Consider the following 22916-nt stretch of genomic DNA (forward strand, 5'->3'; position numbering starts at 1 on the left):
TTCTTCTCATTTGAAGAAAGGACAATGATGAAAGGTTACAAACATGTTAATAAAACACTCAAATTGATCCCGCAATTATATTACGCCGTAAAATCCTTACAATAAACAGGTTTTTATCGAGGTAAATTTGCATTTTTCGATAGTGATCAATTTATAGCTAATTTATCACTTTCAGACCAATTTGATCTGCAGCAATTTAACCTCATTTGGTGATGTTTACCAAGTTTTAAACATTGATTTAAATCAATTTTCAATTTAAATGTTAATAGTGTTTATCGCTAGCGTGACTAGTGAACGCCATGTTAACGATATGTTTTTCAATGAGTAATTGCCGTTACTACAAATGATAGGATATTTATTTAAATCTACACGATCTTTTAACCAGTCTGGGGGACAAAATTATGGACAGATAAAGAGTCACTATTGCTGGGTAGCTCACAGTTTTTTGTTTAGCAAGTCCTGTAATCATTATTTAATACAAATCATTCATTTTAATTTTACTTATAATTAACACCACAATGTAACTATCTCAACTGGAAGCGAAGCGGCAAGCATTGACTGACGCCCTGAGGTTTGGCGATCTCCCTGCAGAGACCCGCCGTTTCGCTTAAATCATCACTGTAAGTTATCACTCCCACCACAACATCGCTTCTATGCCAAAGAATATATATATTCCGAACAATTCATTATCATTTTATCTTAAATTTAACAAAAAAATTTACGACATATAAGATTAATAAATAAAAAACCGTTATGCCGTTCACAAGTTATTTAGCGAATACCATTTTCGAAATTATTAAAAACACCCCTGACAAAGCCTGCGCCACAAAATAAGATTTCGATCACAAACATGGCAAGTGGTTTATTAGGTAATTCGCTAATAAATAAAATAACTAATGGAAATTAATTTATAACACATTGATTTAAATGAATTTTTATGGAGGCAAAATATAACAATCATTTTGCGCAGGATATTTTGAAAATAGATCAATTGCTTCCTTTTCCGCTTCCACAGAAACTCCAACCCTATTAAAAGGTTGTCAAAACCCATGCTCTAAATATTAGAAAACAATTTTCACTTATTGACCATCAGCCCTACAGAGGATTACCCATGAAGAAATCTACACTTGTTATTGGCGTCATCGGTGCTGACTGCCATGCAGTAGGCAATAAAGTTCTGGATCGCGTTTTTACTGCTCATGATTTTCACGTAATCAACCTCGGGGTGATGGTGAGCCAGGATGAATATATTGATGCCGCGATTGAAACAGGCGCTGATGCCATCGTGGTGTCTTCCATCTACGGCCACGGCGACATTGACTGCCTCGGCTTGCGTGAGCGCTGTATTGAACGTGGCCTCGGCGACATCCTGTTGTACGTCGGCGGCAACCTGGTCGTCGGAAAACATGACTTCGCCGATGTCGAAGTGAAATTTAAAGAGATGGGGTTTAACCGCGTCTTCGCACCGAGCCACGACCTGGAAGATGTCTGTGCGCTTATCACTAATGATATTCACCAACACAATGGCCTCGAGCAGCGTTGCCTGGAAGAGGCCATCTGATGCAAACAGTTTCTGTCGATATCGGCTCGACATGGACCAAGGCAGCCCTCTTCGCCCATGAAGGGGAGGAATTAACCCTGGTAAACCATGTCCTGACCCCAACCACCACACATCATCTGGCAGACGGTTTTTTTGCCAGCCTGAATCAGGTGCTGAACGTTGCCGATGCTCGCCCGTTACTGAAAAGTGGTGAAGTGCAGTTGAAATACTCCTCCTCGGCCAAAGGTGGACTCGCCGTGGCAGCAATGGGGCTGGTGCCTTCCATTACGCTGGAATCGGCAAAAGTTACCGCCCATTCGGCAGGAGCGAAAATCGCGCAATATTATTCGTACAAACTGAACCGTCATGACATCCAGGAACTGGAATCTGCACCGCCAGATATTCTGTTGTTTACCGGCGGTACAGACGGCGGCGAAGAAAGCTACGGCCTGGCGAATGCGCACGCGCTGGCAGGTTCAAAGCTTGATTGCGCCATTATCTACGCCGGAAACCGGGACATTCAGGACGAAATACAAACGATTCTGGGACACAAAGATCTGACCACGGTAGACAACATTCTGCCGGATCTCGATCACCCGAATCCGTTTGCCGCGCGCCAGGCGATTTGCGATGTGTTCTTGTCACGCATTGTCAAAGGTAAAGGTCTGGACGTCATTGTTGGCGAAACAGGCGAAGAGCCAATGCCGACGCCATGGACGGTCTATGAGTTAGTCAAAGCCATTAGCGATTACGACAACGCATGGAAGGAGTTCATGCTGATTGATATGGGTGGCGCCACCACGGATGTCTATTCAGCCAGCGCGAATACCCTCTCCCCCGATACTGTCCTGCATGGTGTCCCTGAACCGTTCGTCAAACGTACCGTTGAAGGTGATTTGGGCATGCGCGTTTCCGCCGTCGTGGTGGGAGAAAGCACGCAGGATATGGTGAAAGTTGTTTTCGCCCAACAACCACAACGTGAGGAAGCGTTTTATCGCTACCTGCGCCATCTGGTTGGGCAGCCGGACTACCTGCCGGTCAACGAGGAAGAGAAATATTTCGACACTTTGTTAGCCGGTTTGTGCGTGGGCTATGCCACTGAGCGCCACGCGGGCACTAAGAAGCAGGTTTGCACCTGCGTCGGTAACGTGGATTTACAGATGGGTCGCGATCTCACCACCATACGCAAAGTCGTCGGTTCAGGGGGATGGCTCTCTCGCGCCAGCCAGTTCGATATCCATAACTGGCTTAAATACCGGGAGCTGGACGACCAGGGTAAAAGAATTCTGTTACCGAATCAGTTTGAGTATTACCGCGATTCAAATGGCCTGCTCCCGCTACTGGCAAACGTCGCCAGGCTGTACCCGCAAGCCGCTGCTCGCACCAGCATTCAGTGTTTAACCCTACAAAACTAAAGGCAGCTACGAATGGAACTTCGAAATAAAAAATTGACCCACGACGAATTCATGACCGAAAGGCACCAGGTGTTGCAAACCTGGGAAACCGGCAAAGACGTTGAGAAATTCGAAGATGGCGTGAAGTACCAGCAATCAATTCCAGATTCAAAACGCTTCTCCCTCGCGCTGTTGAAGGCCGATCAAGAAGGTAAAACGCTGAGCCAGCCGCGTGCAGGCGTCGCACTCATGGATGAACATATTGAGCTGCTTAAAACATTGCAGGAAGAATGTGACCTCCTGCCAAGTACCATCGATGCCTATACCCGTCTGAACCGCTATGAAGAAGCAGCTGTCGGGATCCAAAAATCTATCGAGGCGGGCACCTCCAAACTAAATGGTTTACCGGTCGTCAATCATGGGGTTGCTGCCTGCCGCCGTATGACTGAGTCGCTGGAAAAACCAATCCAGGTCCGCCACGGTACGCCGGATGCGCGCCTGCTGGCTGAAATCGCCATGGCCAGTGGCTTTACCAGCTACGAAGGTGGCGGTATTTCCTACAACATCCCTTACGCTAAACGCGTCACCCTGGAAAAATCCATCCGCGACTGGCAGTACTGCGATCGCCTGATGGGTCTGTACGAAGAGAACGGCATTCGCATCAACCGTGAGCCGTTTGGCCCGCTGACCGGTACCCTGATCCCGCCGTTTATGTCCCACTCGGTGGCGATTATTGAAGGTCTGCTGGCGCTGGAACAAGGCGTGAAATCCATTACCGTCGGCTACGGCCAGGTCGGTAGCCTGACGCAGGATATCGCCGCCATTCAGGCGCTGCGTGAACTGTCCCACGAATACTTCCATAACCACGGCTTCGACGATTACGAACTGAGTACCGTTTTCCACCAGTGGATGGGCGGATTCCCGGAAGATGAAGCGAAAGCCTTCTCCGTTATCGCCTGGGGTGCGGCGGTTGCCGGTATGTCCGGTGCCACGAAAGTCATTACCAAAAGCCCGCACGAAGCGTTCGGTATCCCAACGGCTGCAGCCAACGCCCAGGGTCTGAAAGCGTCACGCCAGATGCTCAACATGGTCAGCGACCAGAAATTCCCGCAATGCGCTGCCGTCGAGCAGGAAGTCGAACTGATTAAGAGTGAAGTCCGCGCAGTACTGAAAAAAGTCTTCGAACTGGGTAATGGCGACATTGCGCGCGGTACAGTGCTGGCCTTTGAAGCTGGCGTACTGGATGTGCCGTTCGCACCTGCCGCCTGCAATGCGGGCAAAATTCTGCCGGTGCGCGATAACACAGGCGCCATCCGTATTCTCGAAGCCGGTGCGGTTCCGCTGCCGAAAGATATTCTCGCCCTGCACCACGACTATGTCGCAGAGCGCGCACATTTTGAAGGCCGCAAGCCTTCTTTCCAGATGGTCATTGATGACATCAACGCCGTATCCCACAGTAAATTAATAGGAAGACCATAATGAAAATCAAAAAGGCCCTTTTCACCGCTGGCTACTCCTCATTTTATTTTGACGATCAGCAGGCCATCAAAAATGGCGCCGGTCATGACGGGTTTATCTATACCGGCGCTCCGGTAACACCTGGATTTACCTCTGTTCGTCAGGCGGGTGAATGCGTTTCCGTGCAACTGATTCTGGAAAATGGCGCGGTAGCGGTGGGCGATTGCGCAGCGGTGCAATATTCAGGTGCAGGTGGCCGTGATCCGCTATTCCTGGCAGAAAATTTCATTCCGTTCCTCAACGATCACATCAAACCGCTGCTGGAAGGCCGTGACGTTGATGCGTTCCTGCCAAACGCCCGTTTCTTTGATCAACTGCGTATTGACGGTCATCTGCTGCATACCGCCGTCCGCTATGGTCTGTCTCAGGCGCTGCTCGACGCGGCAGCGCTGGCTACCGGTCGTCTGAAAACTGAAGTGGTTTGCGATGAATGGCAACTGCCGTGCGTGCCGGAAGCCATTCCATTATTTGGTCAGAGCGGCGACGACCGTTATATCGCCGTTGACAAAATGATCCTCAAAGGGGTGGACGTCCTGCCGCATGCGCTGATCAACAACGTGGAAGAGAAACTGGGCTTTAAAGGCGAAAAACTGCGTGAGTATGTACGTTGGTTGTCCGACCGCATTTTAAGCCTGCGCACCAGCGAACGTTATCACCCAACGCTGCATATTGATGTGTACGGCACGATCGGTTTGATCTTCGATATGGATCCCGTGCGCTGCGCCGAATACATCGCCAGCCTGGAAGCCGAAGCACAGGGCCTGCCGCTGTATATCGAAGGGCCAGTAGATGCGGGTAACAAGCCGGATCAGATCCGCATGTTGACTGCCATCACCAAAGAACTGACCCGTCTGGGTTCCGGCGTGAAAATTGTCGCCGACGAATGGTGTAACACCTATCAGGATATCGTGGACTTTACCGATGCGGGCAGCTGCCACATGGTACAGATCAAAACCCCTGATCTTGGCGGTATTCACAACATCGTTGATGCGGTGCTGTATTGCAACAAACACGCCATGGAAGCTTATCAGGGCGGTACTTGTAACGAAACCGAGATCAGTGCCCGCACCTGCGTACACGTGGCGCTTGCCGCGCGTCCGATGCGTATGCTGGTTAAACCGGGTATGGGTTTCGATGAAGGTCTCAACATCGTGTTTAACGAGATGAATCGCACCATCGCGTTGTTGCAAACTAAGGATTAAGAGATGGCACGCACATTTAAGATCTTATCGCCGACGGCTATCCTGGGTTATGGCTTCCCGGAAGAAAGTTTTCGTAAAGCCATGGAAGAGTCACCGGATCTTATTGCTGTTGACGCAGGTTCCTCCGATCCTGGCTCCCACTACCTGGGGGCAGGTAAACCCTTTACCGACAGAGCCGGGGTAAAACGCGATCTGCGCTATATGATCGTGGCGGGCGTTAAGAACAACATCCCGGTCGTGATCGGTACCGCCGGTGGTTCTGGTGCCGCTCCGCATCTGGAGTGGTGTCGCCAGATAATCCATGAGATTGCCCAGGAAGAAAAACTGTCCTTCTCAATGGCGCTGATCCCGTCTGATGTAGACAAAGAAATCGTTCATCAGGCGCTGGATAACGGCAAAATCACCGCGCTAGATTTTGTGCCTGAACTGACTCACGAGGCCATTGAAGAGAGCACCTACATTGTCGCGCAGATGGGCGTCGAGCCTTTCCAGCGTGCGCTGAAAGCGGGGGCACAGGTTGTTCTGGGCGGACGCGCTTACGATCCAGCCTGCTTCGCGGCGCTGCCGATTATGCAAGGCTTTGATGAAGGTCTGGCGCTGCACTGCGGTAAGATCCTTGAGTGTGCTGCCATTGCAGCAACCCCCGGCTCCGGCTCCGATTGTGCGATGGGCATTATCGACGACAACGGCTTTACGCTGAAGGCGTTCAATCCCAAGCGTAAGTTCACTGAAACGTCTGCTGCGGCGCACACCCTGTATGAGAAGTCCGATCCGTACTTCCTGCCGGGACCGGGCGGTGTGCTGAACCTGAAAGCGTGCACCTTTACCCAGGTTAACGAGGGCGAAGTGTATGTCAGCGGTTCACGTCATGAAGAAACACCGTATGCGTTGAAACTGGAAGGCGCGCGTCAGGTTGGCTTCCGCTGCCTGACCATCGCCGGAACGCGCGACCCGATTATGATTGCCGGAATTGACACCATTCTCGAAGAGGTCCAGGCAAGCGTAGCACGTAACCTCTCCCTGAATGACGACAGCATCCGCATGACGTTCCACCTGTACGGGAAGAACGGCGTGATGGGCAACCATGAACCGATGAAAACCGCGGGTCATGAACTGGGGATTTTACTGGACGTCGTTGCGCCGACGCAGGATATCGCCAACAGCGTTTGCTCGCTGGTGCGCTCTACCCTGTTGCACTACGGCTATGAAAATCGTATTGCCACGGCGGGCAACCTCGCCTTCCCGTTCTCGCCATCTGATATTCAGAGTGGGCCGGTGTATGAGTTCTCGATCTATCACCTGATTGAAGCCAGCGATGCACTGCGGTTTGATTTCCACATTGAGCAGGTGACGCCAGAAGGAGTTCAGGCATGAAACACTCAATTTGTTCACTGGCGCAGGTCATTCGCTCAAAAAATGCCGGACCGTACGAACTGGTTTTAGATATTTTGTTTAAAACCCGGGAAGACTATCAGCGCGTAAAACGCTCAGAGCAATTAACTCCGCAACTTATTGCTGGGTTATATAATGTCGAACCTGACTTTATTCACAATATTGTGTGGTTCGATCCGGCAAATGCCGTAAAAATTGTCATGCCGCGCGATATTATTTCCGGCAATGTCGGTGACAATGATGTTTATGGCGCGCAGCAACACGCACCATTATTAAGTATTGAATTCGATCTGTAACAAAAAAACACAATAACAGCCATTGGAGCACAGAGTTCAGCTGTATCACAGTGCTTCGAATATTCATGCGGTTGGTCACAACAGGCGTGCGCCTGAGCTGCTGTCCAGGCTCAGGCACACGCCACCCTACATTATTCCAATTACCAGCCTTTATCCGATGGAGTACACATGAAGAAAATAAGTTTAACCAAGATGATCATATTAGGCCTGATACTCGGCATGATTGCCGGGGTGGCCATTAATAATATGGCCGCGGCTGAAACAGCAAAATCATATGCACAGGATATTTCCATTTTCACCACTATATTCTTACGTATGGTGAAGATGATTATTGCGCCATTGGTTATTTCAACTCTGGTTGTCGGTATTGCCAAGATGGGCGATGCCAAAACGCTGGGTCGTATATTTTCTAAAACTTTTTTCCTGTTTATTTGTGCCTCACTGCTGTCGATCGCCTTGGGTCTGGTTATCGTTAATATCTTCCAGCCGGGCGCAGGCATCAACTTTGTTGCTCATGACGCAGGCGCTGTTGCCGCCGTTAAGTCTGAACCCTTCACGCTGAAAGTCTTTATCTCACATGCCGTACCAACCAGTATCGTTGACGCGATGGCGCGGAACGAAATCCTGCAGATCGTGGTGTTCTCCATTTTCCTTGGTTGCAGCCTGGCCGCAATCGGTGAAAAAGCCGAGCCTATCGTTAAGGTTCTGGATTCGCTGGTGCACGTGATGCTGAAACTGACAGGCTACGTCATGCTGTTTGCGCCACTGACCGTTTTTGCCGCTATTTCAGGTTTGATTGCCGAACGTGGTCTGGGTGTAATGGTCAGCGCCGGGATCTTCATGGGTGAATTCTACCTGACGCTGGGTATGCTGTGGGCAATTCTGATTGGCCTGTCAACCATGATAGTCGGGCCTTGCATCGCGCGTTTGACCAAATCAATCTTCGAGCCTGCACTGCTGGCCTTTACGACCTCCAGTTCTGAAGCAGCCTTCCCGGGCACGCTGGATAAGCTGGAAAAATTCGGCGTATCGTCAAAAATTGCCAGCTTCGTTCTGCCGATCGGTTACTCCTTTAACCTCGTAGGCTCCATGGCCTATTGCTCCTTTGCCACCGTCTTTATTGCCCAGGCGTGCAACATTGAGTTGAGCATGGGCGAGCAAATTACCATGCTGTTAATTCTGATGCTGACCTCTAAAGGGATGGCGGGTGTACCGCGTGCCTCGATGGTCGTTATCGCCGCTACCCTGAACCAGTTCAACATTCCGGAGGCGGGTTTGATCCTGCTGATGGGCGTCGATCCGTTCCTCGATATGGGTCGTTCCGCCACCAACGTCATGAGTAATGCCATGGGCGCTGCCATTGTAGGCCGCTGGGAAGGTGAACACTTTGGTTCAGGCTGCCGCGGAACAGCGCCAGTCAAAACACCGGAGCAAGACCGCCCGGTCACCGAAACAGAAGTCGCGTTGTCCTGATACCTCGTTATTGCCGGATGGCGCTTGCGCTTATCCGGCCTACATAACGTTTAATTATCCGTAAGCCGGATCAGGCGGTACGCCGCCATCCGGCGCATGATAAGTACCCCAACAGGAAAGCACCATGACTAAAACTCTGCTCGGCGTGAGTCTCTTTTCTTTCAGCGTCTTGTTTAGCGCTACCTCATTCGCGCAAACCGCGCCGGACTACGCCAGATTGATAGAACAGGCGCATCAAAAGTACAAAAGTAACAATGATGGAAAAGTCGCCGACTACATCCCTGCCCTGGCGAGCTACAGCCCAAATAATTTTGCCATCACTATTGCTACGGTGGACGGAAAAATCTACCAGGTTGGCGATGTTAACAAACCCTTTCCCATGGAATCGCTGAGTAAAGTCTTCACCATGGCGCTCGCCATGGAACAGCACGGTCCTCAGGTAGTGCTGGATAAACTCGGGGCCAATGCCACTGGCATGCCATTTAATTCCGGTTTAGCCGTTGAACTGACCAAAGGCGCGCCGGAAAACCCGCTGGTAAACGCCGGAGCCATGAGCACCGTTAGTCTGATTGAAGCCAAAGACAAAACCGATCGCTGGAACAAAATCCTCGACAACCTGAACGTCTGGGCCGATGCCACGCTCACGGTTAATGAGCCGGTTTACAAATCTGAGATGGAGACCAACCAGCACAATCAGGCGCTGGCGAAGCTGATGGAATCCTATAACAGCTTCTATGGCAACACCGACGACGCCGTCGAAATTTATACCCGTCAGTGCTCGGTGGATATCACCGTTGAGCAACTGGCCAAAATGGGTGCCGTACTGGCGAACAAAGGGAAATCGCCGTTCAACGGCAAGCAGTTGCTGAATGAAAAATATGTTCCGCAAGTGCTGGCGGAAATGGCGATTGCCGGACTGTACGACGGCAGCGGTAAATGGCTGTACACCGTTGGCATTCCGGCGAAAAGCGGCGTCGGCGGCGGGATGGTTGCGGTGGTGCCCGGAAAATATGCCATTGCCGTCTACTCTCCGCCGTTGGACGAAGCCGGTAACAGCGTTCGCGCCCAGCAAACTATCGAATATGTCGCCGAAGCGACGCAGGCCAATGTCTTTTTAGCAAAATAACACTCTGCCGGATAAGCGAAGCGCTATCCGGCCTACGATTAGCGCACGTATTTACGCCGTCATCCGGCAAAAATGAAGAGGTGAGAAGTAAACATGTCTAAACCATTTGTCTGGCAGGAACTCTTTGTTCAGAGTAAAGATAATACCGAGTATGAATTACTGAGTAACCAGCACGTAACGGTAACGGAGTTAGACGGAGAGGAAGTGATTAAGGTAGCGCCTGAAGCGTTAACCTTATTAGCACAGCAGGCATTTTATGAGGCTTCATTTTTTCTGCGCGCCGGACATTTGAAACAGATAGCCAGCATTTTGCACGACCCGCAGGCCAGCGGTAACGATAAGTACGTCGCATTACAACTGCTGCGCAACGCTGAGGTTTCGGCCAAAGGCGTCCTGCCTAACTGTCAGGACACCGGGACGGCAACCATTGTGGCCTGCAAAGGACAACATGTCTGGACAGGCAGCGATGACGCCGAAGCCTTGAGCAAAGGCGTATATACCACCTTCACCGAAAACAATCTGCGTTACTCGCAAAATGCCCCGCTGGACATGTATACCGAGGTCAATACCCAGACTAACCTGCCAGCGCAAATCGACATCAGCGCCACGCCGGGTAATGAGTATAAATTCCTGTTCGTCAACAAAGGCGGCGGTTCTGCCAATAAGGCGGCGCTATTCCAGGAAACCAAATCCATTCTGCAGCCGGAAAAGCTCACAGCCTTCCTGATCGAAAAAATGAAATCGCTGGGTACCGCCGCTTGCCCGCCGTACCACATCGCTTTCGTGGTTGGGGGCTTGTCCGCCGATCAGGCGCTGAAGACAGCCAAACTGGCATCAACCAAATATTACGATAACCTGCCCACCAGCGGGAATGAGCTGGGTCAGGCGTTCCGCGATACGGCACTGGAAGCCGAACTGCTCAATGCCAGCCGCGAGTTTGGCATCGGCGCGCAGTTTGGCGGCAAATACTTTGCCCACGATATTCGCGTAATTCGCTTACCGCGCCACGGCGGCTCCTGCCCTATCGCCATGGCCCTCTCCTGTTCTGCCGACCGCAACATCAAAGCCAAAATTAACAAACACGGTATCTGGCTGGAGAAACTCGAGCATAACCCGGGCAAATTTATCCCTGATTCACAGCGGGTGGAAAATGGCGCCCAGACAGTTCAACTGGATCTGAACCGTCCGTTACGCGAAATCCTGCATGACCTTTCCGCCCTGCCCATCGGGACTCGTTTGTCGTTAAGCGGCCCAATTGTTGTTGCCCGAGATATCGCCCACGCAAACATCAAAGCGCGCCTGGATAACGGCGAACCGATGCCGGAATACATGAAAAAACATATCGTTTATTACGCCGGCCCCGCCAAAACCCCCGAAAACCAGGCCTGCGGTTCAATGGGGCCGACAACCGGCGGACGCATGGATGGGTACGTCGATGCTTTCCAGGCACAAGGCGGAAGTCTCATTATGCTCACCAAGGGTAACCGCAGTCAGCAGGTCACTGATGCCTGTCACAAACACGGTGGATTTAGCCTCGGCAGCATTGGCGGCGCAGCGGCTCTGCTGGCCCAGCAGTATGTGAAGAACCTGCAGTGCCTTGAGTATCCCGAACTGGGCATGGAAGCGGTGTGGATGATGGAAGTTAAAAATATGCCTGCGTTCGTATTAGTAGATGACAAAGGCAATAACTTCTTCAGTCAGTTTGAGCAGCAGCATCGCTGCGCAACCTGCCCGGCAGGACATTAAGGAGCTATCATGGAAGCGCGAGCCAACAATGACCGACATCGCCAGCGTCAGCAGAAGCTGAAAGCGCAGGTTGATACCCGCGTGGCGGCGGCAACGGAGAAGAAAGGGATTCTGATTGTCTTCACCGGCAATGGTAAAGGAAAATCTACCGCAGCCTTCGGCACGGCGACACGCGCGGTTGGTCACGGAAAAACCGTTGGCGTCGCGCAGTTTATTAAAGGCCAGTGGGATAATGGCGAGTACAACACACTGCACCCTCTCGGCGTGGAGTTTCATATTATGGGTACCGGTTTTACCTGGGAAACCCAGAACCGGGAAGCCGATATCGAGGCGGCCACCGCAGTGTGGCTGGAAAGTAAGCGCATGCTGGCTGATGCGCATTACGATCTGGTCGTACTGGACGAACTCACCTATATGTTGGCTTATCACTATCTGGATACGCAGGAGGTAATCAGCGCCATCGAAAATCGCCCTGCCGACCAGAGCGTGATCGTCACCGGGCGCGGTTGCCATGCGCTGTTACTTGAACTTGCCGATACGGTCAGCGAGCTTCGCCCGGTTAAACACGCTTTTGATAGCGGCATTCAGGCACAGCCAGGGATCGACTGGTAATCGCTCTTTTGCCGGGTAAGGCGTTTACGCCGCATCCGGCGATTTACCCAAAACCGATACGCTTATCGGGCCTATGGTGAACACCGAAACCTGTAGGCCTGATAAGGCGCAAGCCACCATCAGGCAGCCGACATCACGGATTTATTTAGCAACCAGTTGCGGAAGATCTCCAAATGAAGGGACTCTGATTTCTCCTCCCGCCACGTCATGATAAATCGATTCCCGGTACGCATTGGAACATCGCAAGGAATCACCATATCCCCACTATCCAGATCGTGCTGAATGGCAAAACGGGGGAGCAATGCGACGCCAAGATTGGAACGTACCGCCGCAATCAGCATCGACAACAGATCAAATCGCGGACCTTTATTCACCAGCGGACTGCTGACATCGGACAGCGCAAACCATTCCTGCCAGCCTTTGATGCGGGTACTTTGATGCAACAGCGGGTATTCGTTCAGCAGTTCATCGACGGACAGCTTCCGGTCCGGTTCAGCAAGCAAGCAACGGCTGCACACTGGCAGAATTTCCTCTTCGAACAGGTACTCGACCCCCGACCACGGCGAGTAAAAATCTTCCCGCATGATCGCTGCGTCATATTCCCGGTTAAGAAAATCACCAATATTCGCCAGAGAATGAATATTAACGATAATATCAGGATTGAGTTTATTGAACTCACGCAGGTTTGGGATCAGCCAGTGCGTACTGAACGTCGGGTTAACCGCCAGTTCGATCACTTGTACGGTCGGCTGCCATGTCATGATCGTCGTCGTATCTCGTTCAAGCTTGTTCAGTGTTTCTTTAACAATAGTTAAATAGTGTTTGCCTGCCGCATTTAAAAAAATGCGCTTTTTGGCATGATTAAATAGCGCTGTATTAAGAAAATCCTCTAGCGCATTCACCTGGCGGAAAACAGCACTTTGTGTTAGAGCCAGCTCTTCAGCTGCCCGGGTATAACTTTCGTGACGCGCAACCACTTCAAAAGTTACCAGCAACTCCGTTTTGGGTATTTTTCCTCTCATAACCTCTTCCATATGCAGCGTACAAAAATAGTTTAATTTATAAAAAATAATTCATATCACCCGAATAAACATCGAGTGTTATATTTTATTTCAGGCATTGATGTCATTGATCCAATCCATGATTTGTTCATACTGATGGCGGATAAATATTAACCAATAATACTCAAGCACAACAATAAACACAATTTAATTAAGGTTAAATTCAGACACATAGCGCCAATAAGTTCTTAATAATTTTTCAAGTCATCTTGTTTATTGTGGAAAAAACTTTGCGAGATTAATCAATATTATCCTTGTGATAATTTAGGAAAATTCAGCGTTATAACTTACAGGCAAACGACTGCTTTTAATCATTCTCCGGAGTGGTTCTGCCTTTTTTTGTTAGACGTGATAAAGGACACAATGTGAAAACTTTCGGAAAGGTCTGGCTCGTTGGCGCAGGTCCCGGTGATATTTCATTACTCACCCTCAAAGCAGTGATGTGCATTAAACAAGCAGATGTCATTATTTACGACAGGTTGGTCAATCCTAAGATTCTGGAATGGGCATCCGCTGACTGTGAGCTTATCAATGTCGGTAAGAATCCGGGATTTCATTGTGTGCCACAGGATGAAATCAACGCTCTTCTCGTTCAGTATGCCCAGACGCATCACAATATCGTGCGCTTAAAAGGTGGCGATCCCTACGTATTTGGTCGTGGGGCCGAAGAAGTTGAAGGGCTTATTGAGCCGGGGATCCCTTTTGAAGTCGTCCCCGGTATCAGTTCAACCATTGGGGGATTAACCTGTGCCGGGATCCCGGTAACACATCGCGATTACGCCTCTGGTTTTCACGTGGTGACCGGTCATACACGCGAAGGCAACCAGCAGCAGGACTGGCGCCAGCTGGCGAAACTTAACGGTACGTTGGTTATCGTCATGGGTATTGCGAATCTGGCGTTTATTTGTGAAGAACTGTTGATGGGTGGGAAACCGGCGGAGACGCCCGCGGCCATCATCATGTCCGCGACCCGGGAGAATCAGCGCCGGCTGACCTGTACCCTCGGCTCGTTACTGAGCAATGCGCAGGAAGCCAACATTACGCCGCCTGCACTGATCGTCATTGGCGATGTCGTCACGCTGAGCGATCGTCTGTCTTTTATTCCTGCCGCTATAGACCTCCCTGAACATCTTTACTGCGAGAGTCTGGCGTGACGAAAAGACTGGGGTGATGTTTGATGCGCCGCCCGGAAAACGCGACAAAAATAGCTGGTTTGTGCGTACTGAAGTTTCCGGGCGATACTGTCTATTGAATGAACCGGATCGTGTAATAACTCCCCCGCCTTTTGCATTTTTTTCTGACTCACCCAGGTTTTAAAGTTAACGCCCTGGCGCTTCTTAAAAAATCGGCTGAAATAATTTGCACTTAAACAGACATGTGCCGCCACAGACTCCAGAGATAAGTCACTATACAGGTTATCATCAATATAACGCAGTGCCGCCAGTAGTTTTTTCTCATGACGAGAAAGCTCCGTTAAATAGTGCCGGACGTTACTTGTCGGTTTATCGAATACCACTTCAGATTGTTTTTTTTGCACCTCAAAATTGTTAACAATAAAATGCAATAAATTAGCCGATGCCACCAACGTATTATTATCAACCGCAACAAGCTGATCCCACTCGGATTTTATTTGAGGATCACACATCCATCGTGATTCATCTTCAACGATGATGGTTTTATATTCCTGGTACTTAGCCCGAACCTGACCACAGATAATAAAACCATGCAGATTCTCCTCATAAATTAATGGTATGGAGAACAGACTTAGCCCTGCATGGCAGCTGAATATTCTGGGCTTACACTGTTTCAGTGCCTCAAAAACACACTGTTTATCGCACGTTTGGCAACCAACACTGTAGCGTTTATTCGCTCTCATCAGCTTACAGAATGAATTAAAGTTATGGCAATCAGAGAGAGCTCTGCCTGTAACATCAACGACTACCGTTGCTAACCCCGTCGCATTGGAGAAGACTTCTGCTATAGAGAAAAAACATGGTAAGTAATCATCCTGAATTTTCAGCGACACGCCATCCTCCAACCTTAATATGACTAAAGGCGGTAATATGCAAAATCCAGGCAAAAGAAAGAATGATGCTCGCCGCAAAAAATAATCTCATTTGTGAAGATGATTGTGATCAAATTGCATGATGCGGGATGGCAGAAAATAAAAAAGGCCATCATCAGATGGCCAACCATGTCGAAATTAGACCAGCCCTTGACCATGCAGAAAGTCAGGGCTGTATTTTTATGGCTTACTTAATAACGGTTTTCAGTGCTTCGCCGATATCGGCCAGGCTGCGAACGGTTTTCACGCCTGCAGCTTCAAGAGCTGCGAATTTCTCATCCGCGGTCCCTTTACCGCCGGCGATAATGGCACCAGCGTGACCCATACGCTTACCTTTCGGCGCGGTGACGCCCGCGATGTAGCCAACCACCGGCTTGGTCACGTGATCTTTAATGTACGCAGCCGCTTCTTCTTCCGCGCTACCGCCGATCTCACCGATCATGACGATCGCTTCAGTCTGCGGATCTTCCTGGAACAGCTTCAGGATGTCGATGAAGTTAGAGCCCGGGATCGGGTCGCCGCCGATGCCTACACAGGTAGACTGGCCGAAACCGTAGTCGGTAGTCTGCTTAACTGCTTCATAGGTCAGGGTACCGGAACGGGAAACGATGCCCACTTTACCCGGCTTATGAATGTGACCCGGCATGATGCCGATTTTACATTCGCCCGGGGTGATAACGCCTGGGCAGTTCGGGCCGATCATGCGCACGCCAGCTTCATCCAGCTTCACCTTCACGGTCAGCATATCCAGGGTCGGGATGCCTTCGGTGATGGTGATGATAAGCTTGATGCCTGCATCGATTGCTTCCAGAATGGAGTCTTTGCAGAACGGTGCCGGAACGTAGATAACAGTGGCGGTTGCGCCAGTCGCTTCTACAGCTTCACGCACGGTGTTGAACACCGGCAGGCCCAGGTGCGTGGTGCCGCCTTTACCTGGCGTTACGCCGCCAACCATCTGCGTACCGTAAGCAATCGCTTGTTCGGAGTGGAATGTCCCCTGGCTACCGGTGAAGCCCTGGCAGATAACCTTGGTATCTTTATTAATTAAAACTGACATTATTTCCCCTCCACTGCGGCAACAACCTGCTGAGCTGCATCCGTCAGACTTTTCGCTGCAATAATATTCAGGCCGCTATCAGCCAGTTTTTTCGCGCCGAGTTCAGCGTTGTTACCTTCCAGACGCACCACGACCGGAACGTTAACACCCACTTCGGCTACCGCGCCGATGATACCGTCGGCGATCAGGTCGCAACGTACGATACCGCCGAAGATGTTCACCAGTACTGCTTTTACGTTGTCATCGGAGAGAATAATTTTGAACGCTTCGGTCACGCGCTCTTTGGTCGCGCCGCCGCCCACGTCAAGGAAGTTAGCCGGTTCGCCACCGTGCAGCTTAACAATGTCCATGGTACCCATTGCCAGGCCCGCACCGTTAACCATACAACCGATGTTGCCGTCGAGCGCTACGTAGTTCAGTTCCCACTGCGCAGCCTGCGCTTCACGCGGATCTTCCTGAGACTGGTCGCGCATTTCGCGCAGGTCAGCCTGGCGGAACAGCGCGTTGCCGTCAGCGCCCAGTTTGCCGTCGAGGCAGATCAGGTCACCCTGTTTGGTGACAACCAGCGGGTTGATTTCGATCAGCGCCAGGTCGCGCTCCAGGAAGATAGTCGCCAGACCCATGAAGATCTTGGTGAACTGCTGAACCTGTTTACCTTCCAGACCCAGTTTGAACGCCAGCTCACGTCCCTGGTAAGGCATTGGGCCTGCCAGCGGATCGAGTGCCACTTTGTGGATCAGATGCGGGGTCTCTTCCGCTACTTTTTCGATTTCCACGCCGCCTTCGGTAGAGGCCATGAAGACCACGCGACGGGAGCTACGGTCAACAACTGCGCCGAGGTAAAGTTCTTTACCGATGTCGGTCGCTGCTTCAACCAGAATCTGATTTACCGGTTGACCATGGGCGTCTGTCTGGTAAGTAACCAGACGTTTACCCAGCCAGTGTTCAGCAAAAGCGCGAATGTCTTCTTTGCTGTTCACAACCTTCACACCGCCCGCTTTACCGCGGCCACCAGCGTGAACCTGACATTTCACTACCCACGGGCCAGCGCCGATTTTTGAAGCGGCTTCTTCTGCTTCACGCGGAGTAGTACAGGCATAACCCACCGGTGCCGGTAAGCCATAGCGGGCAAAAAGTTGTTTTGCCTGATATTCATGTAAGTTCATGTGTTCTGTCCATCCTTCAGGTAATCGTTATCTTTAACCTGTAGGCCGGATAAGGCATTAACGCCGCCATCCGGCAATGGTGCATCGCCTGATGGCGACGCCTTGGCGTCTTATCAGGCCTACAGGGCAGGTGATACTCTTATTAACTACACGTCCAGCAGCAGACGCGTTGGATCTTCCAGCAACTCTTTAATGGTTACCAGGAAGCCTACTGACTCACGACCATCGATCAGACGGTGGTCATAAGACAGCGCCAGATACATCATCGGCAGGATTTCAACCTTGCCGTCTACCGCCATCGGCCTGTCTTTGATGGCATGCATACCCAGGATGGCGCTCTGCGGTGGGTTGATGATCGGCGTGGACATCAGGGAACCGAACACACCACCGTTAGTGATGGTGAAGTTACCGCCCGTCAGATCTTCAACCGTCAGCTTGCCGTCGCGACCTTTGACTGCCAGTTCTTTAATATTTTTCTCGATGTCTGCCATACCCAGCAGATCCACATCGCGCAGGACCGGCGTTACCAGACCACGTGGCGTGGAGACCGCCATGCTGACATCAAAGTAGTTGTGATAAACCACGTCATCGCCGTCGATGGACGCGTTCACTTCCGGATAGCGTTTCAGCGCTTCAACAACCGCTTTCACGTAGAAAGACATAAAGCCCAGACGGATACCGTGACGTTTCTCGAACGCATCACCGTACTGCTTACGCAGATCCATGATTGGCTTCATGTTGACTTCGTTAAACGTGGTCAGCATGGCGGTGGAATTTTTCGCTTCCAGCAGACGCTCAGCTACGCGTTTGCGCAGACGGGTCATCGGAACACGTTTTTCACCACGCGCGCCCAGTTGAGCCTGTGGCGCAGGCGCTGCTGCCGGCGCTTTTGCTTCAGCTTTCGCAGCCGGGGCTTTCGCCAGATGTTTTTCAACATCTTCACGCGTGATACGACCGCCGACACCGGTGCCGTTGATAGCGCTGGCTTCGAGGTTATGCTCACCCAGCAGGCGACGGATCGCCGGGCTCAGGGCATCGTTGTTCTGCTCAGCAAGAGACGCCTGCTGGCGCTGTGCCGGAGTAGAATCTTTCTCTTCAGACTTAGCGCTGGTTTCTTTACCGGTGCTGTTGCCTTCACGCAGGCGACCAAGGATCTGGCGAGAAGTGACGGTTGTCCCTTCATCTTCCAGAACCGCATCAAGAATACCGTCCGCTGATGCCGGTACTTCCAGTACCACTTTGTCAGTTTCGATTTCTACCAGTACTTCATCACGACGTACTGCATCGCCCGGTTTTTTGTGCCAGGTTGCAACCGTTGCATCCGCTACGGATTCAGGCAGGTCGGGAACAAGAATATCTACGCTACTCATTATTTATCCTTTATTTAATCGACGTTCAGCGCGTCATTAACCAGATCTTGTTGCTGCTTCTGGTGAACGGACATATATCCTACTGCCGGAGAGGCAGAGGCCGGGCGACCTGCATAACGCAGAGCTGACCCAAATGGAATTACTTCACGGAAATGATGCTGGCTGCAGTACCATGCGCCCTGGTTGAGCGGCTCTTCCTGGCACCAGACAAAATCATGTACATGAGCAAACGGTTTCAGCGCTTCCTGCACCGCTTTATGCGGGAACGGATAGAGCTGTTCGATGCGCACAATGGCAACATCTTTTTGGCCATTCTTGCGGCGTTGCTCCAGCAGGTCGTAATAAACCTTACCAGAACACATCACGACACGCTTCACGCCTTTCGGATCAAGTTCATCGACTTCGCCAATGGCTGGCAGGAAGGTGCCATTTGCCAGTTCGTCCAGCGTAGACACTGCCAGCGGATGACGCAGCAGCGACTTCGGTGACATCACCACCAGCGGACGACGCATCCCACGCAGCGCCTGACGACGCAGCATGTGGTAGACCTGTGCCGGGGTAGACGGGACGCAAACCTGCATGTTTTGCTCAGCGCAAAGTTGCAGATAACGTTCCAGACGTGCAGAGGAGTGCTCCGGACCCTGACCTTCATAGCCGTGCGGTAGCAGCATAACCAGACCGCACATACGGCCCCACTTCTGCTCGCCGGAAGAGATGAACTGGTCGATAACCACCTGCGCACCGTTGGCAAAGTCGCCGAACTGCGCTTCCCAGATGGTCAGCGTGCGTGGTTCTGCCGTGGCATAACCATACTCGAACGCCAGTACCGCTTCTTCAGACAGCACGGAGTCCCATACGCGGAACGTGCCCTGACCGTTATGCACATGCTGCAGCGGCGTGTAGGTTGAACCGTTCGCCTGGTTATGAATCACCGCGTGGCGGTGGAAGAAGGTTCCGCGACCGGAGTCTTCACCCGATAAACGTACCGGAATGCCTTCGTCAACCAGCGTGGCATAAGCCAGATTCTCTGCGCCACCCCAGTCGAACAGCTTCTCGCCTGCGGCCATGGCCTGACGGTCGCCGTAAATTTTGGCAACACGCGACTGCATTTCAACGGCTTCAGGCACGGTACTGATGCGTTTTGCCAGCTCCTGCAGACGCTTCATTTCAACCTTGTTCGGGTAGTTTTCGTCCCACTCGTGGTTGAGGTATGGCGACCAGGTGAAGGAGTGCATGTTCATTGGACGCCACTCTTTCACCACGCATTCGCCAGCATCCAGTGCGTCACGATACAGATTGACCATTTCGGTCGCATCTTCCAGCGTGGCGACTTTGTCCGCTTCCAGCTTGTCAGCGTAGATTTTACGCGGGGTCGGATGCTTTTTGATTTTCTGATACATCAGCGGCTGAGTTGCGCTCGGCTCGTCGGCTTCGTTGTGGCCGTGACGGCGGTAGCACACCAGATCGATGAACACATCGCGTTTGAAGGTGTTACGGAAATCCAGCGCCAGACGCGTCACGAAAGCGACCGCTTCCGGGTCATCCGCATTAACGTGGAAAATCGGCGCCTGAACCATTTTACCGATGTCGGTGCAATACGGTGTAGAACGCGCATCCAGCGGGTTAGAGGTCGTAAAGCCCACCTGGTTGTTGATCACGATACGCACGGTACCGCCCACTTCATAACCACGCGCTTTCGACATGTTCAGGGTTTCCTGAACCACGCCCTGCCCGGTTACCGCCGCATCACCGTGGATGGTAATTGGCAGCACTTTATTGCTGCTTGGCTCGTCCAGACGATCCAGACGTGCACGTACGGAGCCGATAACCACCGGGCTAACGATTTCCAGGTGCGACGGGTTAAACGCCAGCGCCAGGTGTACCAGACCGCCTTCGGTTTCGATATCCGACGAGAAGCCCATGTGGTACTTCACGTCACCGGTTCCGAGGTGTTCTTTATGTTTGCCCGCAAATTCGTCGAACAGTTCCTGCGGGCGTTTGCCCAGTACGTTAACCAGAACGTTCAGACGACCACGGTGCGCCATACCCAGCACCACTTCACGGGTACCGCTGTTGCCGGCGTGGCGGATCATCTCTTTGAGCATTGGGATTAACGCATCTCCACCTTCCAGCGAGAAGCGTTTTGCGCCCGGGAACTTCGCACCCAGGTAGCGTTCCAGACCTTCCGCTGCCGTCAGTTCGCTGAGGAAGCGTTTCTTCTCTTCACTACTGAACGCGGCACGGCCAGACTCAATACGCTGTTGAAGCCAGCGTTTTTCTTCGGTGCTGGTGATGTGCATATACTCGGCGCCAATCGGGCCGCAGTAGGTTTGTTTCAGCGCGACAACCAGGTCGCTCAGCTTCATCGTGTCTTTGCCGCCGGCAAAAGAACCTACGTTAAAGTTTTCCTGGAAATCCGCATCGGTCAGATCGTGGAAGGACGGATCCAGATCGGCCACATTTTCTTGCTGCCACAGTCCCAGCGGATCGAGATTCGCATGCTGATGACCGCGGAAACGGTAGGCGTTAATGAGCTGCAGGACTTTAACCTGCTTCACATTGGCATCAGGGTCGGAAATAGAAGAAGAGTAACGTGGGGTAATCAACGCCTGCCGACGGAAATAATCACGTGTTTTTGAGTGGAGTTGATCCGGTTTGACTCCGGTACCAGGTAACTGCTGGAACGTCGAACGCCAGTTAGCATCTACCGAGTCAGGGTCGGTTAAGAAGTCTTCATAGAGCTGTTCTATCCAGCTCTGGTTAGAACCAGAGAGGTAAGAAGAGTCCAACCAGGCTTTCAAAGCGCTGTTCTGCATCGTGATCCCTTAAGCATCTTTTCTGCTTATTTAATACTCTAAATAGATCACGTTTCAGGAAGGCGGCAAGCTTGCGAATCCCTGGGAGCTTACATCCAGTAAGTGACCGGGGTGAGCAAGCGCAGCCAACGCACATGCAACGTGATCTATGACGAGTATTTCGCCGTGGATACTACCACGCACACCGATGTGCGTGCCGGGGTTCACTTGTTGCGGACTGTCGTGTTTTCTGCGTCCGCTAAGGAACCTTTAAAAACTGTCTAATAATCGTCGCTGTTCAGGCTACGATTATTGCTATCAATGTGGCAGTTTTTAGAGGTTTCCTGCACTACCGGGGAATCACTTCCCCGGCAACAACAACTATTTATGCACTACGTTTGAGCAACATCGACTTAATATGGCCGATGGCGCGCGTCGGGTTCAGCCCTTTAGGACATACGCTGACGCAGTTCATGATGCTATGGCAGCGGAATACGCTGAAAGCGTCACTTAAACCTTCCAGGCGGCTGTCGGTCTCGGTATCGCGGCTATCAATTAAGAAGCGATACGCGGCCAGCAGGCCTGCCGGGCCAATAAACTTGTCCGGGTTCCACCAGAATGATGGGCAGGACGTTGAGCAGCATGCACACAAAATACATTCATACAGCCCATCGAGCTTCTCACGCTGCTCAGGCATTTGTAAATGCTCACGAGCCGGCGGATTTTTCCCATTATTCAACAAGTAAGGTTTAATCTTCTCATACTGTGCGTAGAATTGCCCCATGTCTACCACCAAATCGCGCACAACCGGTAAGCCCGGCAGCGGGCGAATGACAATTTTCTTGCCCGGCTGATTCAGCGCAGAAATAGGTGTGATACAGGCCAGTCCATTTTTACCGTTCATGTTCAGACCGTCGGAGCCGCAGACCCCTTCACGGCAGGAACGGCGAAACGACAGCGATGGGTCTTTTTCTTTCAGCTGCATCAATGCATCCAGCAGCATCATGTCGCGCCCTTCTTCCGCCTCCAGGGTGTAATCCTGCATGTGCGGAGCGTCGTCAACATCCGGGTTATAGCGATAAACTGAAAACTCGAGTTTCATT

The 22916-nt window shown here is 51.5% G+C and carries 18 protein-coding genes; 11 read left to right on the top strand and 7 right to left on the bottom strand.

All coding sequences use genetic code 11. The features are described from left to right. Positions 1–1111: 1111 nt before the first annotated feature. The 10 genes from glmS (at position 1112) to cobO (ending at position 12299) form a co-directional block, all read left to right on the top strand. The gene (gene glmS / locus EHN13_RS09290) at positions 1112–1561 is read left to right on the top strand and encodes a methylaspartate mutase subunit S (protein ID WP_003022963.1); all 450 of its coding nucleotides are present in this window, start codon (positions 1112–1114) and stop codon (positions 1559–1561) included. Further along, positions 1561–2955: a methylaspartate mutase accessory protein GlmL gene (gene glmL / locus EHN13_RS09295; RefSeq protein ID WP_124021286.1), complete on the top strand. Its 1395-nt coding sequence runs from the start codon at positions 1561–1563 to the stop codon at positions 2953–2955. Before glmS ends, glmL begins: the two co-directional genes overlap by 1 nt. 12 nt (positions 2956–2967) lie before the next feature. Further along, positions 2968–4413 carry a methylaspartate mutase subunit E gene (locus EHN13_RS09300; RefSeq protein WP_048212243.1) on the top strand — a complete coding sequence of 482 codons (1446 nt, stop codon included), beginning with the start codon at positions 2968–2970 and terminating at the stop codon, positions 4411–4413. Then, positions 4413–5654 carry a methylaspartate ammonia-lyase gene (locus EHN13_RS09305; protein WP_101742398.1) on the top strand — a complete coding sequence of 414 codons (1242 nt, stop codon included), beginning with the start codon at positions 4413–4415 and terminating at the stop codon, positions 5652–5654. Before EHN13_RS09300 ends, EHN13_RS09305 begins: the two co-directional genes overlap by 1 nt. Positions 5655–5657: 3 nt before the next feature. Then, entirely contained in the window at positions 5658–7028 is a 1371-nt protein-coding gene (locus EHN13_RS09310) for an acyclic terpene utilization AtuA family protein (RefSeq protein ID WP_124021287.1), read from the top strand. Then, complete coding sequence (locus EHN13_RS09315; protein WP_048212245.1) at positions 7025–7342, top strand: DUF4387 domain-containing protein; 318 nt, start codon at positions 7025–7027, stop codon at positions 7340–7342. The genes EHN13_RS09310 and EHN13_RS09315 overlap by 4 nt, the downstream gene beginning before the upstream one ends. Positions 7343–7510: 168 nt before the next feature. After that, positions 7511–8815, top strand: coding sequence for a dicarboxylate/amino acid:cation symporter (locus EHN13_RS09320; RefSeq protein ID WP_048212246.1), 1305 nt, complete (start codon positions 7511–7513; stop codon positions 8813–8815). A gap of 124 nt (positions 8816–8939) precedes the next feature. Continuing rightward, positions 8940–9941 (top strand): glutaminase A, encoded by a 1002-nt coding sequence (gene glsA, locus EHN13_RS09325; RefSeq protein ID WP_061067544.1) that lies wholly within the window; start codon positions 8940–8942, stop codon positions 9939–9941. A 93-nt stretch (positions 9942–10034) separates the two neighbouring features. Further along, positions 10035–11687, top strand: a complete 1653-nt coding sequence (locus EHN13_RS09330; protein ID WP_124021288.1) for a class I fumarate hydratase — start codon at positions 10035–10037, stop codon at positions 11685–11687. Positions 11688–11696: 9 nt separating this feature from the next. Then, the gene (gene cobO, locus EHN13_RS09335) at positions 11697–12299 is read left to right on the top strand and encodes a cob(I)yrinic acid a,c-diamide adenosyltransferase (protein WP_101742400.1); all 603 of its coding nucleotides are present in this window, start codon (positions 11697–11699) and stop codon (positions 12297–12299) included. Between the two features lie 119 nt (positions 12300–12418). Here cobO and EHN13_RS09340 read toward each other — a convergent pair whose 3' ends face one another. Continuing rightward, the gene (locus tag EHN13_RS09340) at positions 12419–13321 is read right to left on the bottom strand and encodes a LysR family transcriptional regulator (RefSeq protein ID WP_048212250.1); all 903 of its coding nucleotides are present in this window, start codon (positions 13319–13321) and stop codon (positions 12419–12421) included. Positions 13322–13725: 404 nt separating this feature from the next. On the opposite strand from EHN13_RS09340, the gene cobA reads away from it, so the two are divergent. Then, entirely contained in the window at positions 13726–14514 is a 789-nt protein-coding gene (gene cobA / locus EHN13_RS09345) for a uroporphyrinogen-III C-methyltransferase (protein ID WP_048212251.1), read from the top strand. On the opposite strand, the gene EHN13_RS09350 is transcribed toward cobA, so the two are convergent. The 6 genes from EHN13_RS09350 to sdhB form a co-directional block, all read right to left on the bottom strand. Beyond that, complete coding sequence (locus EHN13_RS09350; RefSeq protein ID WP_124021289.1) at positions 14493–15386, bottom strand: PocR ligand-binding domain-containing protein; 894 nt, start codon at positions 15384–15386, stop codon at positions 14493–14495. The genes cobA and EHN13_RS09350 overlap by 22 nt on opposite strands. A 226-nt stretch (positions 15387–15612) precedes the next feature. Then, the gene (gene sucD / locus EHN13_RS09355; protein WP_003022929.1) at positions 15613–16482 is read right to left on the bottom strand and encodes a succinate--CoA ligase subunit alpha; all 870 of its coding nucleotides are present in this window, start codon (positions 16480–16482) and stop codon (positions 15613–15615) included. Continuing rightward, positions 16482–17648, bottom strand: coding sequence for an ADP-forming succinate--CoA ligase subunit beta (gene sucC, locus EHN13_RS09360; protein WP_003022927.1), 1167 nt, complete (start codon positions 17646–17648; stop codon positions 16482–16484). Before sucC ends, sucD begins: the two co-directional genes overlap by 1 nt. A 146-nt stretch (positions 17649–17794) precedes the next feature. Then, positions 17795–19018: a 2-oxoglutarate dehydrogenase complex dihydrolipoyllysine-residue succinyltransferase gene (gene odhB / locus EHN13_RS09365; RefSeq protein WP_003022925.1), complete on the bottom strand. Its 1224-nt coding sequence runs from the start codon at positions 19016–19018 to the stop codon at positions 17795–17797. A gap of 14 nt (positions 19019–19032) precedes the next feature. Beyond that, the gene (gene sucA, locus EHN13_RS09370; RefSeq protein ID WP_124021290.1) at positions 19033–21834 is read right to left on the bottom strand and encodes a 2-oxoglutarate dehydrogenase E1 component; all 2802 of its coding nucleotides are present in this window, start codon (positions 21832–21834) and stop codon (positions 19033–19035) included. Positions 21835–22198: 364 nt separating this feature from the next. After that, a complete protein-coding gene (gene sdhB / locus EHN13_RS09375; RefSeq protein WP_032948848.1) occupies positions 22199–22915 on the bottom strand; it encodes a succinate dehydrogenase iron-sulfur subunit SdhB in 717 nt (238 codons plus the stop codon). Position 22916 lies beyond the last annotated feature (1 nt).

This window comes from Citrobacter youngae (genome assembly GCF_003818115.1).
GTDB lineage: Bacteria > Pseudomonadota > Gammaproteobacteria > Enterobacterales > Enterobacteriaceae > Citrobacter > Citrobacter youngae.